Raw genomic sequence first — 14,568 nt, 5'->3', positions numbered from 1 at the left:
CGCTCCCCGCCGCGCCCGGCGACACGCCCAACTAGACTGTCCCCGTCCGGCCCCTGCGATTCTTGGAGCTCAGCCGCGTGACCACCCCGAACCCCGCCGCCCGTACCGCTCTCGCCGACACCGTCGAGAACGCGATCGCGACCCCCGAGAAGGACCAGCCGTACGGCGCGCTCGGCCTCAAGGACGACGAGTACGCGAAGATCCGCGAGATCCTCGGCCGCCGCCCCACCAGCGGCGAGCTGGCGATGTACTCGGTCATGTGGAGCGAGCACTGCTCCTACAAGTCCAGCAAGATCTACCTGCGCCAGTTCGGCCAGAAGGTCAGCGACGAGATGAAGACCCGCCTCATGGTGGGCATGGGCCAGAACGCCGGCGTCGTCGACGTGGGCGACGGCTGGGCCGTCACCTTCAAGGTCGAGTCGCACAACCACCCGAGCTACATCGAGCCGTTCCAGGGTGCGGCCACCGGCGTCGGCGGCATCGTCCGCGACATCATCTCGATGGGCGCCCGCCCCGTCGCGGTGATGGACCAGCTGCGCTTCGGTGCCATCGACCACCCGGACACCCCGCGCGTCGTGCACGGCGTCACGAGCGGCATCTCGTTCTACGGCAACTGCCTCGGCCTGCCCAACATCGGCGGCGAGACGGTGTTCGACGCCGTCTACCAGGGCAACCCGCTCGTCAACGCCCTCGCGGTCGGCGTCATGCGCCACGAAGACATCAAGCTCGCCAACGCCACGGGCGTCGGCAACAAGGTCGTGCTGTTCGGTGCCCGCACGGGCGGCGACGGCATCGGCGGCGCGAGCATCCTGGCATCCGACACCTTCGCCGACGGCGGACCCACCAAGCGTCCCGCGGTGCAGGTGGGCGACCCGTTCGCCGAGAAGGTGCTCATCGAGTGCTGCCTCGAGCTGTACCGCGACGACCTCGTCGAGGCGATTCAGGACCTCGGGGCCGCGGGCATCTCGTGCGCCACGAGCGAGCTGGCCGCCAACGGCGACAGCGGCATGAAGGTCGAGCTGTCGAAGGTGCTGCTGCGCGACCCGTCGCTGACTCCGGAAGAGATCCTGATGTCGGAGTCGCAGGAGCGCATGATGGCGATCGTCGCGCCCGAGAAGCTCGACGCGTTCCTCGCCGTCGTCGGCAAGTGGGACGTCGAGACGAGCGTGCTCGGCGAGGTCACCGGCGACGGCCGCCTCGTCATCGACTGGTACGGCGAGCGCATCGTCGACGTCGACCCCTCGACCGTCGCGGTCGACGGCCCCGTCTACGAGCGGCCCGTCGCCTACCCGACGTGGATCGACGCGCTGAACGAGGACTCCGCGGCGAAGCTCCCGCGCGCCGCCGACAACGACGCGTTGCGCGCGCAGTTCACGACCCTCGTCGCGAGCCCCAACCTCGCCGACACCTCGTGGATCACGAACCAGTACGACTACTACGTGCTCGGCAACACGGCGCTGAGCTTCCCCGACGACGCCGGCATGATCCGCGTCGACGAGGAGACCGGGCTCGGCTTCGCGATCGCGACCGACTGCAACGGCCGCTACAACCAGCTCGACCCGTACAACGGCGCCAAGCTCGCCCTGGCCGAGGCGTACCGCAACGTCGCGGTCACCGGAGCGGTGCCCACCGCCGTCACCGACTGCCTCAACTTCGGCAGCCCCGAGAACCCCGAGGTCATGTGGCAGTTCAGCCAGGCCGTCGAGGGTCTCTCCGATGGATGCCTCGAGCTCGGCATCCCGGTCACGGGCGGCAACGTGTCGTTCTACAACCAGACCGGTGACCAGCCGATCCACCCGACCCCCGTGGTGGGTGTCCTGGGCATCATCGACGACGTCGCCGCGCGCATCCCGAGCGGATGGCAGGATGCCGGCGAGAACCTGTACCTGCTGGGCGTCACCGCCGACGAGCTCGACGGCTCGCAGTGGGCCGGCACCATCCACGACCACCTCGGCGGTCGTCCGCCGAAGGTCGACCTCGCGCAGGAGCGCAAGCTCGCCGAACTGCTGCAGGCCGCGGGATCTCAGTCGCTCGTCTCCAGCGCGCACGACCTCTCGTCGGGCGGTCTCGCCCAGGCCCTCGCCGAGGGCGTGATGCGCTTCGGCGTCGGTGCGCGCGTGTGGCTGACCGAGCTCATGGAACGTGACGGAGTGGATGCCACCGCCGCCCTGTTCAGCGAGTCGACCGGTCGCGTGCTCGTGAGCGTGCCGCGCGAAGAGGACGTGAAGTTCCGCGGCCTCTGCGACGGTCGCGGCTACCCGGTGCTGCGCATCGGCGTGACCGACGTCGAGCCGGGCACCGAGGCGACGCTGGAGATCCAGGACGTGTTCACCGTCCCCGTGTCGGAGCTGCGCCGCCTGTCGACCGAGACGCTTCCCGGCGTCTTCGGCCCGACGGTCACCGAGCCCGTCGCCTGAGCCGTTCCGGGTCACCCGCCCACGAAAGGAGTCGCCGATGACCGATCACGACGACGACATGGCGGGCTTCGACGCGCGCCGGCAGCGCCGCGTCAAGATCACCGCGTGGGTCGTGATCGGCGCCCTCGTCCTCACCGGCGGCGGCGCGACGGTGCTGTCGCTGATCTTCGGCTGAGGCCGCCCGCCCCTCCCCGCGACAAACGCTTCTCGCGGCGAGACACGGCCTCTCGTCGCGTTTCTCGGCGTGAATCGCGTTTATCGCGGAGAAGCGAGCGGGCGAGGCGGCGCGGGGCCGGGAAACTCCCCGCGGGATGCCAGACGACCGACGTAGCATGAGGACGTGGAACCGCTCCTCGCGCTGATGGCCGAATGGTGGTGGATCGCTCCCGCCGCGGCCGGAGCCGGCACCGTCGGCTGGATCGGCGTGCGCAACACCCGGCGTCGCGCGCTGCCCGCGGGAGGATCGACCACCGAGCGCGCCGCTCGCACGTGGGCGAACCGACCGATGAGCAAGGCGGCCGCTCGCCGCCTGGAGCTGGATGCCGCGCTGCTCGACCAGCAGAACGCGCGACACGCGGTCACGCGCGGTCGCGCCGAGGTGAAGATCGCGGATGCCGAAGTGATGCGCGCGCAGGCCGAGCGGGCGGCATCCCGTGCCTCGTCCGACGCGGTCGTCGCCGCGCGCGCCCGCCTCACCGCGGCTCAGCGCGAGTTGCGCGCCGCCTCGGCGGAGATCCGCGCCCGACGCGCCGCGGTGCGGGCGGCGAAGAGCATGCTGCCCGCCATCCGCGCCGGGAGCGCCCCGCTCCCCGTGGCCCGGTTGTTCGCCGAGCACGACGCGATCCTGCAGCGTTGGATGGCGTACGAGACCGACCCGGCCCTCGCGATCGACTTCCCGGCGATGAGCGATTCGCGCTCCCCCCTCACGGCCGAGTTCCTCCGCGCGCAGGAGCGCGCGCAATGGCTCCGCCCGTCCTCGACGTCGACCCGCCTCGAACCGGCCGACTTCCTCGCCTACCGCGACGCCGTGCGCGCCCTGCGCCACGCGTTCGAGCGGGCCGAACGCGCGGCGCGCCACGGCCGCGACGAGCGCCCGGCGGATGACACCTCCGACGTCTGGGGTCGTATGGCGTCGGAGTGGGCCGAGCAGGCGCAGCGGGCGGTGACGTGGTCGATGGAGAACATGGGGCGGGCGGCATCCAAGTCGTGGACCGAGCGCCAGGCCAAGCGCGGGCGGAAGAGCGACCCGGGCGCGTAGCGTGTCCCCGTGAACAACATGATGGAGTTCGCCGGAAACTACTGGTGGCTCGTCTTCCCGCTCTTCGGCATGACGATGGCCGCGGTCGGCCGCATCTCGAAGCAGCGGGAGCTCACGGCCCGCCGGCGCCACCGCGAGCAGCTCGAACTGCTCCGCGTGCAGGGCGGCGGGGCCGTGGCATCCACCCCCGCCCCGGTCGCCGCGACGCCGGCCGCGGGCGACGACCTCGGGCGCGTGGAAGCCCGGCACGACGACGTCACGCACCGCTGGCTCGACTACGAGCTCGATGTGGCGAAGCTCATCTCGTACCCGGCGATGAGCGACGGGCGGCAGCCGCTGACCGCCGCTTTCCTGCGCGCGAAGAAGGTCGCCGACACGCTGCGCCCGGCCGTGGGCGAGACTCCGGCTCCCGAGCGACTGAGGGAGTACCGCGACGCCGTGACCGACTACGAGGTCGCGTTCGAGCTCGCCGAACGCGACGCGCGGCGGGTCAAGGCCGCGGCGTTCACGCCCGAGGAGCGCAAACGCCTCGAGACGGCGCAGCAGCTCCTCGGCGTCGCCGTCGACCAGGCCGCGACACCGAACGAGCGGCAGGTCGCCTACCGCCGCGTGCGGCAGGAGCTCGACGGCCTCATCTGGTTGAGCGACGAGGCGGTCGAGAACCTCGAGAAGAAGGTCGCGCTCGAGTTGCCGTCTTCCACGCCGCCGGAGCCGGCCGCCTGACGCACCGCATCAGCGCACGCGGCGGATCCGCACGGGCCCTCGCGCGGTCGTCACGTCGACGACCTCGCCGCGCTGCGTGACCTCGACCTCCCCCGCGTCGACGAGGTGTCGCGCGGCGTCCCGCGCCGGTTGCATGAGGTCGCGCCACTCGTCGCCGCCGACGGCGCGGGCGGCCTCGGAGGGGCAGATCGTCGCCCCGGCGGCCCGCTGCGCGAGGAGTTCGCGAATGGATGCCACGAGCCGGGGATCCGCAGCAGATGACGGGGGCATGTGTCCAGTGTCCCCCCGCACGACGGCGTCGGGGCGAGAATCGGGCCGTGCCCCTGGAACGTCACGCCCCCACCCTCCCCGGCCGCGCCGTCATCGAGCAGCGGTGGAACCGCGCCGTGTTCGTGCACTGGCGTGTCGATCCCGATGAGGTCGCGCCGCTGCTCCCCGCCGGGACGCGTCCCGACGTGCACGACGGCGCGGCGTGGGTCGGGCTCGTGCCGTTCGTGCTGAGCGAGTTCCGCTTCCTCCCGCTGCCGCCGGTGCCGTTCGTCGGCACCTTCACCGAGATCAACGTCCGCACGTACGCCGTGGACGACGCCGGTCGCCGCGGGGTCGTCTTCCGGACGCTCGAGGCCGAGCACCTCGCGCCGGTGCTCGCGGCGCGCGCGCTGTTCGGGCTGCCGTACCGCTGGGCGCGGGCGGGGGTGCGCACCGACGGGCCGCTCATCGAGTACCGGTCGCGGCGGCACGGCGGGCGGCATCCGGGCACCCGCCTCCGGGCGCACCTCGGCACCGCCCCCGTCGACACCCCGCTGTCGCGGTTCCTCACCGCGCGCTGGGGGTTCCACGAACGGCACCTCGGTCGCACGATCTGGGCCGCGAACAGCCACGAGCCGTGGCCGCTGGTGACCGCCGAGCTCGAGGCCCTCGACGACGACCTCGTCGCGGATGCCGGCTTCCCGCAGCTGCGCGGACGCACGCCCGACTCGGTGCTCGCGATGCCCGCGGGACATCCCGGGTTCCGCACCCGCTTCACCCCCGCACGCGGCATCGCGAAAGCCCCCTCCGCCTGACACGGAGGGGGCTCGCGGATGGGGCGTCAGTCGCGCTGCGTCGGGAACGCGGCGGGGTTCTGCTCGAGCCACGCGTCGACGGCCTCGGCCTCACGGCCCTCGCCGTACTCGTTGACGACGAGGTCTTCGAGCGAGCCGTACTGCGCGTCGTCGAGCTGGATGCCGGCGATGAGCTCAGCGGCATCCGGGTACTTCTCTGCGAAGCCGGCCGTGCCGAGGAAGTGGAGCTTCTCGGGGTCGCCCATCAGGCCCTGCGGGTCGGCGAGGTCCTTCACGTCGTAGGCGTCGTTGGCCCAGAACGGACGCCAGAGCGTCACCGCGATGTCCTTCTGCGCCGCGATGGCGTTGTCGAGCTCGGTGAGCATCGCCGCGGTCGACGAGGTCACCAGCTCGAAGCCGCCGTCGAGGCCGTAGCCGGGCATCGCGACCTCCTGCGTCTGCTTCGTCAGGCCCGCCCCGGGCTCGATGCCGTAGATCTTGCCGTCGAACCGGGCGGCGTTCGCCTGCAGCTGGTCGATCGAGTCGATGTCGACGTAGCTGGGCACGGCGATCGTGAGCTTGGCGTTGTCGTAGTACGAGCCGAGGTCTTCGATCGCGTCGCCGTAGGTGTCCATGTACGACTTGTGGGTCAGCTCGGGCCAGGCCGACGGGTAGATGTCGACGTCGCCCTGCGCGAGCCCGGCGTACAGCGGCCCCGCCTCGGTCAGCGTCTGCATCTTGACGGTGTAGCCGAGCTTGCCGAGCTGGTCCTCGAGGAGGTAGGCGGTGCTGAGGCCGTCCGTCCACGAGGGCAGGAAGCCCAGCGTGATCGTGCCCTTGTCGCCGCCGTCGCCGGCGCCGCCCTCGGCCTGGTTGCCGCTCGCGCATCCGGCGAGCCCGAGGGCCGCCACGGCGCCGAGGGCGAGTGCTGCGGTGAGGTGTCGCGTGTTCTTCATGTGATCTTCCGTTCCGTATGTGATTTCCGTGGTGCAGGGGGGAGGCAGTGGATTCAGGCGCCCGTCGTGATGGGGGCGCGGCGCGGGGAGGCGACCTGGCGCTCGGCCTCGCCTGCGGCATCGGCGGCCGGGCCGCCGGAGGCGGGGGCGCCGGGACCGCGGCGGCGGCCCAGCACCGCCAGCAGCGACGACGTGTTCGCGGCGCGGGTACCGAGGGCTGCGGTGAGGCGGTCGAGGTACACCGCGAGGATGACCACGCTGAGCCCCGCCTCGACGCCCTTGGGGAGGTTGACCGTCGAGATCGACTGCACGACCTCCTTTCCGAGACCGTCGGCACCGACCATGCCCGCCACGACCGCCATCGACAGCGCGAGCATGATGACCTGGTTGACGCCGGCCATGATCGTCGGCATCGCGAGCGGGAGCTGGATGCCACGGAGGATCTGCCCGGGCGTCGCACCGAACGCGTGTCCGGCCTCGACGGTCTCGGCATCCACTCCCCGGATGCCGAGTTCGGTCAGGCGCACCCCCGGGGGCAGGGCGAAGATCACCGTCGCGACGACGCCGGGGACGACGCCGATGCTGAAGAAGGTGATCGCGGGGATGAGGTACACGAACGCCGGCATCGTCTGCATGAAGTCGAGGACCGGCTTCATCACGGCGCGGACCGCGGGATTGCGCGCCGACCAGATGCCCAGCGGCACCGAGATCGCCACGGCGACGGCCGCCGCGACGACGACGAGCGCGAGCGTCTGCATCGCGGTCACCCACTGCCCCATGGCGAGGATCAGCGCGAACCCGACGACGGTGCCGATCGCGAGCTTCCACGAACGCACGAGCCAGGCCAGCAGGGCGGCGACGACGATCACGACGATGATCGGCGCGGCCAGCAGGACGTCGCTGAGTCCCCCGACGAGGAAGCGGACGACCACGGCGATCACGTCGAACAGGCCCGACAGGTTGTCGCGGAGCCAGTCCACGCCCGCGTCGACCCACGTCCCGACCGGAATACGGAACCCGTCCATCAGCGCACCCCCTCGATTCCGGATGCCACGGCTTCCGGCGCGTCACCCGCGTCCGCCAGCACGGCGTCGATCTCGGCCGAGGGCACGGGCTGCGGGAGCACGGTGATCTCCTCGGTGGCGGTGGGCCCGGGGCCGAGCGCCGCGAGCAGCGTGACGCGCGGGATGACGCCGGTGAGGCGTCCCTCCGCATCCAGGACCGCCAGCGGCAGCGGCGACTCGACGGCGGGCACGAACAGGTTCATGAGCACCTCGTCCTCGCGGACGCTGTGCGGCACGGGCTTCAGACGCCCGAGCAGCGAGCTCTCCCCCGCGCGGACGAGCTTCACGGCATCCCGGTCGGTGACGATCCCGAGGAGCTTGCGGTCGCGATCGGTGACGTACACGGCCGACATGTAGGCGTCGCGCATCTGGCGGAGGGCCGTGCGCGGACCCGCGCCGGCATCCACGCGGGGACGGGGACGTTCCATGACGTTCGCCGCCGTGAGCACCCGGGCGCGGTCGACGTCCTGGACGAACTGCTCGACGTAGTCGTTCGCGGGGTCCGTGAGGATGTCCTCCGGCGTTCCGATCTGGACGATACGGCCGTCGCGCATGACCGCGATGCGGTCACCGAGGAACATCGCCTCGTTGAGGTCGTGCGTGATGAACACGATCGTCTTCTTCAGCGTCCGCTGCAGCTCGAGCAGCTGCTCCTGCATCTCGCGGCGGATGAGCGGATCGAGCGCACTGAACGCCTCGTCCATGAGCAGGATGTCGGTGTCGGCGGCGAGGGCGCGGGCAATGCCGACGCGCTGCTGCATCCCGCCGGAGAGGGCCGAGGGGAGCTTGTCGCCCCACCCCTCAAGGCCCACCAGGGCGAGGATCTCGTCCGCCTTCGCGAGGCGTTCGGTCTTGCCGACGCCCCGGATCTCGAGCGGGTACGCCACGTTCGCGGCGACCGTGCGGTGCGGCAGGAGGGCGAAGTGCTGGAACACCATCGCGATGCGCTCGCGGCGCAGGTTCCGCAGCCGCGCGGTGCTCACACCGGTGAGCGGGTCGCCCTGCACCTCGACGGTGCCGGCCGTGGCGTCGTGCAGGCCGTTGAGCATGCGGATGATGGTGGACTTGCCGGAGCCGGAGAGGCCCATGATGACGAAGATCTCGCCGGGTTCGACGTCGAAGCTCGCGTCGATGACGGCGGCGGTTCCGGCGTCGCCGAGCTGGTCGCGCCGGGCACCGGCGCGGAGCTTCTCGACGGCGGACTGCGGGGAGCGGCCGAAGACCTTGAAGAGGTTCCTGGCCGCGATGGCATGCGGAGTGGTCACTGTGTGCACCTGCGCGGCCTCGGGTGGCCGCATCGGTCACGCCCGGGTGGCAGCCGCTCGGCGTTCACCGGGGGTGCGAACGCTCCGACGCCGGATGTCGGATCCGGGTCCTGGCCGCCGACCGTACGCTCGCGGCGCGACTCCCCCGAGCCGGCACCGGCGACCGCGGACTGGTCGGGTGGGCGGCCCGCTGGGGGCCTCCTCTACCGTTTCACGCTGATGGATCGGCTGGCAAACCGACCGCCGGCTTGCGTTTCCGGGACGACCGTGGCACACGCGGGCGCGTAGCGGGAAGGTGCACGGTCCCGTCGCCCCGGGCACGCCCGGGCGTGTCGGTCAGTCCTCCGCGGGGGCGCCGGCGGCGGACCGGTGGTGACGGATGACCTCGGCGACGACGAAGTTGAACCACTTCTCCGCGAACTCCGGATCGAGATCGGCCTCGGCGGCCAGACGCTTCAACCGGGCGATCTGCTGCTCTTCGCGAGAGGGGTCGGATGCCGGCATCCCGTGCTGCGCCTTGAGCACACCGACCTGCTTGGTACAGCGGAATCGCTCGGCGAGCAGGAAGATGAGCGCGGCGTCGATGTTGTCGATGCTGCCGCGCAGGCCCTGCAGGATCGTCGTGGGGTCGGCGTCGGTCATGGGTCCTCCGGACCCGACCCTATCGCGCACCCGCGGTCCGCCGCGGCGAGCCCTACAGTGTGACCATGAGCCGATCGTCGCACCCCGATCCTTCCGCCGAAGGCGCCAACGCCGGGGAGGTCACCTCGCGCGACCGGCCCGTGTGGTCGGCGATCGCGCGGCCCTACGCCGCGGGCTTCTTCCTCACGCTGGGCGGGCTCACGGCGCTCCTCCTCGGACTGTCGCTGTCGAACCTCTCCACGGTCCTCATCTACATCGCGATCGCCCTGTTCATCGCGCTCGCGCTCGATCCGCTCGTGCGGAGCCTGGTGCGCCGCGGCATCTCGCGGGCGTGGGCCATCGTCATCGTGTTCGGCGGACTCGCGGTCATCCTCGCCGCCGCCCTGTGGCTTCTGATCCCGCCGGTGGTGCGCCAGATCTCGCAGTTCATCGAGGACGTCCCGACCTTCGTCTCGGACCTCCGCGCCAGCGATTTCGTGCTGTGGATCGAGTCGAACTTCGGCGACAGCGTGGGCGACATCTTCAACGAGGTGCAGAAGTTCTTCACGAACCCGGCGAACCTCACCGCCATCGGCGGCGGTCTGCTGCAGGCCGGCGTGACCATCGCCACCGGCATCTCCGGCGCGATCATCGTGCTCGTGCTGAGCCTGTACTTCCTGGCATCCCTCCCGTCGATGAAGAACTCGCTCGTGCGCCTCAGCCCGGCGCGCAACCGCGAGACGGTGTCCGAGATGACGGGCCAGATCACCGACTCGGTCGGTGGCTACCTGTCGGGCATGGTCGTGCTGGCGCTGATCAACGCGGTGTTCGCCTTCATCGTGCTGACGCTCGTCGGGCAGCCCTTCGCGGCGCTGCTGGCGGCCTTCGCGTTCGGGATCACGCTCATCCCGCTCGTCGGGTCGGTGCTGTTCTGGGGCACCGCCACGGTGTTCACGCTCATCGTGAATCCGACGGCCGGACTGATCTTCGCCGTGGTCTACCTCGTGTACATGCAGGTCGAGGCATATGTGCTGACGCCGCGCGTGATGAGCCGGACCATCTCGGTCCCGGGATCGCTCGTCGTCATCGGCGCACTCGTCGGCGGCACGCTGCTCGGACTGCTCGGCGCCCTGGTCGCGATCCCGGTCACCGCCTCGCTGCTGCTGATCGTCAAGCAGATCATCATCCCGCGCCAGGACGCGAAGAAGTAGCGGATGCGGGGGCGCGGCCAAGCGCCCCCGCATCCGCCCCTCTACCGGCGATCCCGACGAGGGCGACGAGCCACGATGGTGCCGACGAAGAGCAGGACGACGGCGAGCGCGAGCGCGGAGAGCGGCCACACCGTGCCGGTGCGTGCGAGCGTCGCAGACCCCGTGACTCCGGCCGTCGTGGATCCGTCGATCGACGCGTTCGCCCCGGAGGGGGACGGCGAGGGAGTCGGAGTCGGAGTCGGGTCGACCGGTCCGGTCGTGCCCGTGTCGACCGTGACGGTCTGCGTTTCGGAGGTGTTCCCGGCGAGATCGGTCGCCCGCAGCACGACGGGGACCGTTCCTCCGCCCGAGGCGAGCGTCACCTGACCATCGACCACGGCGATCCAGGTGCCGTCGACCCGACGCTCGACCGTGCCGACGCCCGACAGGGCATCCGAGGCGGTGACCTCGACCACGTGCTCCGAGGCCTCGTGCGTCACGACCGTCGTCAGCGTCGGCGCGACGCCGTCGATCTTCACCGTCAACGCGATGCGTGACGACACGTTGCCCGCGGCGTCGACCGCCTCGGCCTCGACGAGGTGCGTGCCGTCAGCGGTGACCCGGAAGTCGTCGGTCAGCGCAGCCCACGCGCCACCGTCCACGCGCACGCGCACCGCCGGAGAGGGATCGGTGTCGTCGGTGACGGTCGCGGCGACCGGCACCGCGTCGCGGTACCAGCCCGAGGCGGGTACGGGGGGTGCCGCCTGGAACTCCAGCGTCGGCGCCGTGGTGTCGACCGGCGGCTGGTCTGCGGCGGCCCACACCTCGAACTCCGAGATGGCGGCCGACCCCTGACCCTCCGCGGCGCCCCACGACTGCATCACCGCGCGGACGGCCGTGGTCTCGACCGCGGTGAAGTGCACCTCGTTCGCGGTATCCGACGATCGTCCGTACGTGTCGGATGTCGCGACGTCCTCCCACGCGCCCGAGTCGTCGCGGTACTGCAGCACCCACGACCGTGGAGGGATCAGACCGGCATCGGCCTCGTCGGCCGCGTCGCGCGCGAACTGCACGCTCGCGCGGTCCACCGTCACCGGGCGATCCCAGGTCAGCTGGACCCACTGCTCGCCGACGCGCGGCCAGGTGCCCCACGGGGTGCCCGTGACGCTGCCGTCGTTCACGCCGCCGACGGGCGCCCAGCCGGAGGCCGACGATGCCGTCGGGGTCGCGTACGGCGCGATGTTGCCCGTCAGCGGCGCATCGGGCGACCGTGGAACGGTCACCGCGGTCGCGGTCGAGACGTTCCCCGCGGCGTCCGTCGCACGCACGTACACCACGTGCCGCTCCAGATCGGGCGCCGCGACGGCCGCCGTGTACGGCTGCCACGTGAGCGGGTCGTCCAGCGCGTACTCCATGCCGACCAGGCCCGAGCCGGCATCCGTGGCCGTCGCCGAGACCGATCGGGCGCCCGCGTCCAGCGTCGCCGTGACCGAAGGAGCGGTGGCGTCGATGCGGAAGGATGCCGTCGCCTCGGTCGAGACGTTGCCGGCGGCGTCCGTGGCGCGGGCGGTGACCGTGTGCGAGCCGTCCTCACGCACCACGGTGTCGACGCGGCGCACGTCGGGAGTCGTCGTGGCCGCCGCGCCGTCCACCGCCACCGAGAGGGCGACGCGCACGTCGCGGTCGTCGGTCGCATCGGCACGCGCGGTCACCGGTCCGACGAACCATCCGTCGGCGCCCTGGGGGCCGCGCGTCTCGAGCGACACCTCGGGGGCCGTGGCATCCACCGTCTCCCCGAGCACCTCGAGTTCGGAGACGCCGACCGCGGCGTTCGTGGTGCCGTCGGACTGCGCGTCGAGCACGGCACGGATGCCGGTGGTCGTCACGGGTGTGAACGACACGCGGCTGGGTGCCGACGCCTCGACCGGGTAGCCACCGGCTCCCGAGACCTCGGTCCAGACGCCGTCGACGAGCGCCTCGATGTGCCACGAGGCCGGCACGGCGACACCGTCGCCCGCGCCCGAGGCTCCTGCCACGTCGCTCCAGAAGTGCGCAGTGACCGCGTCGACGGTGACGGGCTTCTCCCACGTGTAGCCCACGTTGCGGGTCTCCGGACGCACGCCGTCCCAGGTGGCCCACGTCTGCGACGCCGACCCGCCCTGGTAGACGACGGTCCCGTCGTTGATCGAGGCGAGCGAGTTCCAGGCCGCAGTGAAGTCGGCGACCGGCGTGCCGGTCTTCGCCAGGTCGGTGCGCCAGGCGTCCGCGCCGATCACCGTGACGGTGGCCTGCACGCGACCGGCGGCATATCCCTGTGCCGTTCCGCTGACCGTGAAGGTGCCGGGCGCCGCGTAGGAGGCCGGATCGACGGCATCCCAGGTCACGGGTGCGGCCACGCGGTCGTCGCCGTACGCGAGCGCCACGGTGTCGGGCAGCTCGGGAGCCTCTCCGACGAGCGTGCTGGTGGCGGCCGGCTCCACACCGGTCGGGGCGACGGCACCCGCGGTCCACTCCTCCACCGCGAGGGCCGAGTAGCTCGACGACGCCCCCGAGCCCGGCGCGGCGTTCAGCGTCGCCCGCAACCGGGTCGTGGTCACGGGCGTGAACGTCACCTCGTGCAGCTCGCGCGTCGAGGTCGGGTACCCGCTCGGGTTCGCGATGTCGTTCCAGCGCCCGTCGGCCCAGTACTGCAGCTTCCACGACGACGGGGCCGAGACGCCGTCGCCACTGCCCGGCTCGCGGTCGCTCCAGAACTGGATCGACGAGCGGTCGATGCGCACGGGTTCGGGCCAGTCGTACTGGATCCACTGGGAGGCCGGTCGGTCGGCCGCGTACGAGCCCCACATGTCCGGCGGGAGCGGGTTCGGGCGCACGATGCCGTCGTTCAGCGCCGCCTTCCAATACTGCACGGGCACCGGTTCGTTCGACGCCGAGACCGTGGCCCACGGGGCGACGTTCGCCGAGGGGGTCGTTCTGATGTCGTGCGCCGGAGTGGTGACCACGGGCTTCATGCGCGCCGGGGTCACGGAGTCGTCCCACTGCACCTCGTCGACGGCCACCGACCGCCGGAAGTGGTTCCCGCCTGCGGCATCCGCCGTGTGATAGGCCATGTACCAGGCGCCGTGGTACTCGGTGATGGCGGGGTGGCTGGTGGTCGACGAGACGGGCGCGAGCACCCGGCCCTGCGAGGTCCACGGTCCCATCGGGGTCGGCGCGGTCGAGTAGGCGATGCACGCGTGGTAGACCGCGGGGGTGCACCAGCTGTCGGGCCCGGCCGTGTTGGCCGCATAGGCGAGGTAGTACGTGCCCTTCCGCTCGAACAGCCAGGCGGCCTCGAAGAAGCCGTCGACCCCGCTGCGGAATTCGGTGGGGGTGCCGATCATCGTCTTCATGTCGGATGCCAGCTCGACACCGAACAGCCGGCTGAAGCTGCCCCAGTACATCCACACGCGGCCGTCGTCGGTGACGTAGACGGTGGGATCGATGTTGTGGGCGTCGTTGCCCAGGATCTTCTGCGACACGATCGGGCCGCCGGCGTAGTCCTTCCACGGGCCCAGCGGGGTGTCGGAGACCGCGACGCCGATGCCGAACGGATCGGGCGAACTGCTGCCGGCCTCGTGCACGGGCACGTACCAGTAGTAGCGGCCGTCGCCGCCCTGCACGACCTGACCGGCGTAGGCGCGGCCCGGCGTCGCCCAGGAGAAGACCTGCTCGGGGCGCATGAGCGACGGGTGGTGCTCCCAGGAGCCGCCCTCGACGTCGGTGGTCGAGAACGCCTGCCATTCGTTCATGACGAAGTCGTTCGTCGTCGCGTCGGCCTCGTCACGGCCGGCGTAGACGTACAGCGTGTCGTCGGCGACGAGGGTGGCCGGATCGGCGGAGTACACCGACCCGTCGCCGATCAGGGGGTTGGGGAGGGCCGCGGCGGGGCTCGCGGGCGTGAGCGCCAGCACTCCTCCCACGAGGCCCAGGACGGTCGCGGCGGCCCACAGTCGCCGCGGGGCAGGACGGATCACGGTGGTCTCCTTCGA

12 protein-coding genes are annotated in these 14,568 nt (G+C 71.5%); 6 read left to right on the top strand and 6 right to left on the bottom strand.

The window, feature by feature from the left end; genetic code table 11:
* The first annotated feature begins 77 nt into the window (after window positions 1-77).
* The 4 genes from purL (at window position 78) to BGO45_RS13425 (ending at window position 4,398) form a co-directional block, all read left to right on the top strand.
* The gene (purL, locus tag BGO45_RS13440) at window positions 78-2,417 is read left to right on the top strand and encodes a phosphoribosylformylglycinamidine synthase subunit PurL (RefSeq protein WP_292695027.1); all 2,340 of its coding nucleotides are present in this window, start codon (window positions 78-80) and stop codon (window positions 2,415-2,417) included.
* 37 nt (window positions 2,418-2,454) lie between these two features.
* Complete coding sequence (locus BGO45_RS13435) at window positions 2,455-2,592, top strand: hypothetical protein (RefSeq protein ID WP_175611072.1); 138 nt, start codon at window positions 2,455-2,457, stop codon at window positions 2,590-2,592.
* Between the two features lie 165 nt (window positions 2,593-2,757).
* Window positions 2,758-3,675: a hypothetical protein gene (locus BGO45_RS13430; RefSeq protein WP_292695026.1), complete on the top strand. Its 918-nt coding sequence runs from the start codon at window positions 2,758-2,760 to the stop codon at window positions 3,673-3,675.
* A gap of 9 nt (window positions 3,676-3,684) precedes the next feature.
* Window positions 3,685-4,398 carry a hypothetical protein gene (locus BGO45_RS13425; RefSeq protein ID WP_292695025.1) on the top strand — a complete coding sequence of 238 codons (714 nt, stop codon included), beginning with the start codon at window positions 3,685-3,687 and terminating at the stop codon, window positions 4,396-4,398.
* Between the two features lie 9 nt (window positions 4,399-4,407).
* On the opposite strand, the gene BGO45_RS13420 is transcribed toward BGO45_RS13425, so the two are convergent.
* A complete protein-coding gene (locus BGO45_RS13420) occupies window positions 4,408-4,668 on the bottom strand; it encodes a DUF3253 domain-containing protein (protein ID WP_292695023.1) in 261 nt (86 codons plus the stop codon).
* 47 nt (window positions 4,669-4,715) lie between these two features.
* Between BGO45_RS13420 and BGO45_RS13415 the strand changes: the two genes are divergently transcribed.
* Entirely contained in the window at window positions 4,716-5,462 is a 747-nt protein-coding gene (locus tag BGO45_RS13415; protein WP_292695022.1) for a DUF2071 domain-containing protein, read from the top strand.
* 26 nt (window positions 5,463-5,488) lie between these two features.
* Here BGO45_RS13415 and BGO45_RS13410 read toward each other — a convergent pair whose 3' ends face one another.
* The 4 genes from BGO45_RS13410 to BGO45_RS13395 all read right to left on the bottom strand — a co-directional run bounded on the left by BGO45_RS13410 (window position 5,489) and on the right by BGO45_RS13395 (window position 9,368).
* Complete coding sequence (locus tag BGO45_RS13410) at window positions 5,489-6,397, bottom strand: glycine betaine ABC transporter substrate-binding protein (RefSeq protein WP_292695020.1); 909 nt, start codon at window positions 6,395-6,397, stop codon at window positions 5,489-5,491.
* Window positions 6,398-6,450: 53 nt separating this feature from the next.
* Window positions 6,451-7,422, bottom strand: a complete 972-nt coding sequence (locus tag BGO45_RS13405) for a proline/glycine betaine ABC transporter permease (protein WP_076492519.1) — start codon at window positions 7,420-7,422, stop codon at window positions 6,451-6,453.
* Window positions 7,422-8,726, bottom strand: coding sequence for a glycine betaine/L-proline ABC transporter ATP-binding protein (locus BGO45_RS13400; RefSeq protein ID WP_292695018.1), 1,305 nt, complete (start codon window positions 8,724-8,726; stop codon window positions 7,422-7,424). The genes BGO45_RS13405 and BGO45_RS13400 overlap by 1 nt, the downstream gene beginning before the upstream one ends.
* Before the next feature lie 336 nt (window positions 8,727-9,062).
* Window positions 9,063-9,368, bottom strand: a complete 306-nt coding sequence (locus BGO45_RS13395) for a chorismate mutase (RefSeq protein ID WP_292695016.1) — start codon at window positions 9,366-9,368, stop codon at window positions 9,063-9,065.
* 65 nt (window positions 9,369-9,433) lie between these two features.
* Here BGO45_RS13395 and BGO45_RS13390 point away from each other — a divergent pair, with 65 nt between their 5' ends.
* Window positions 9,434-10,558: an AI-2E family transporter gene (locus BGO45_RS13390; RefSeq protein WP_292695014.1), complete on the top strand. Its 1,125-nt coding sequence runs from the start codon at window positions 9,434-9,436 to the stop codon at window positions 10,556-10,558.
* A 41-nt stretch (window positions 10,559-10,599) separates the two neighbouring features.
* Here the strand turns inward: BGO45_RS13390 and BGO45_RS13385 are convergent, their stop codons facing one another.
* Entirely contained in the window at window positions 10,600-14,553 is a 3,954-nt protein-coding gene (locus BGO45_RS13385) for a family 43 glycosylhydrolase (RefSeq protein ID WP_292695013.1), read from the bottom strand.
* Window positions 14,554-14,568 lie beyond the last annotated feature (15 nt).

Source organism: Microbacterium sp. 71-36 (genome assembly GCF_001898305.1).
Lineage (GTDB): Bacteria > Actinomycetota > Actinomycetes > Actinomycetales > Microbacteriaceae > Microbacterium.
Note: the sequence above shows the minus strand (reverse complement) of the source record. Positions and strands in the feature narration are given on the sequence as shown.

What these genes read in the sequence shown, in the direction of transcription:
- BGO45_RS13405 (WP_076492519.1), bottom strand. Translation starts at nt 7,422, where the DNA reads ATGGACGGGTTCCGTATTCCGGTCGGGACGTGGGTCGACGCGGGCGTG.
- BGO45_RS13410 (WP_292695020.1), bottom strand. Translation starts at nt 6,397, where the DNA reads ATGAAGAACACGCGACACCTCACCGCAGCACTCGCCCTCGGCGCCGTG.
- BGO45_RS13395 (WP_292695016.1), bottom strand. Translation starts at nt 9,368, where the DNA reads ATGACCGACGCCGACCCCACGACGATCCTGCAGGGCCTGCGCGGCAGC.
- BGO45_RS13390 (WP_292695014.1), top strand. Translation starts at nt 9,434, where the DNA reads ATGAGCCGATCGTCGCACCCCGATCCTTCCGCCGAAGGCGCCAACGCC.
- BGO45_RS13435 (WP_175611072.1), top strand. Translation starts at nt 2,455, where the DNA reads ATGACCGATCACGACGACGACATGGCGGGCTTCGACGCGCGCCGGCAG.
- BGO45_RS13420 (WP_292695023.1), bottom strand. Translation starts at nt 4,668, where the DNA reads ATGCCCCCGTCATCTGCTGCGGATCCCCGGCTCGTGGCATCCATTCGC.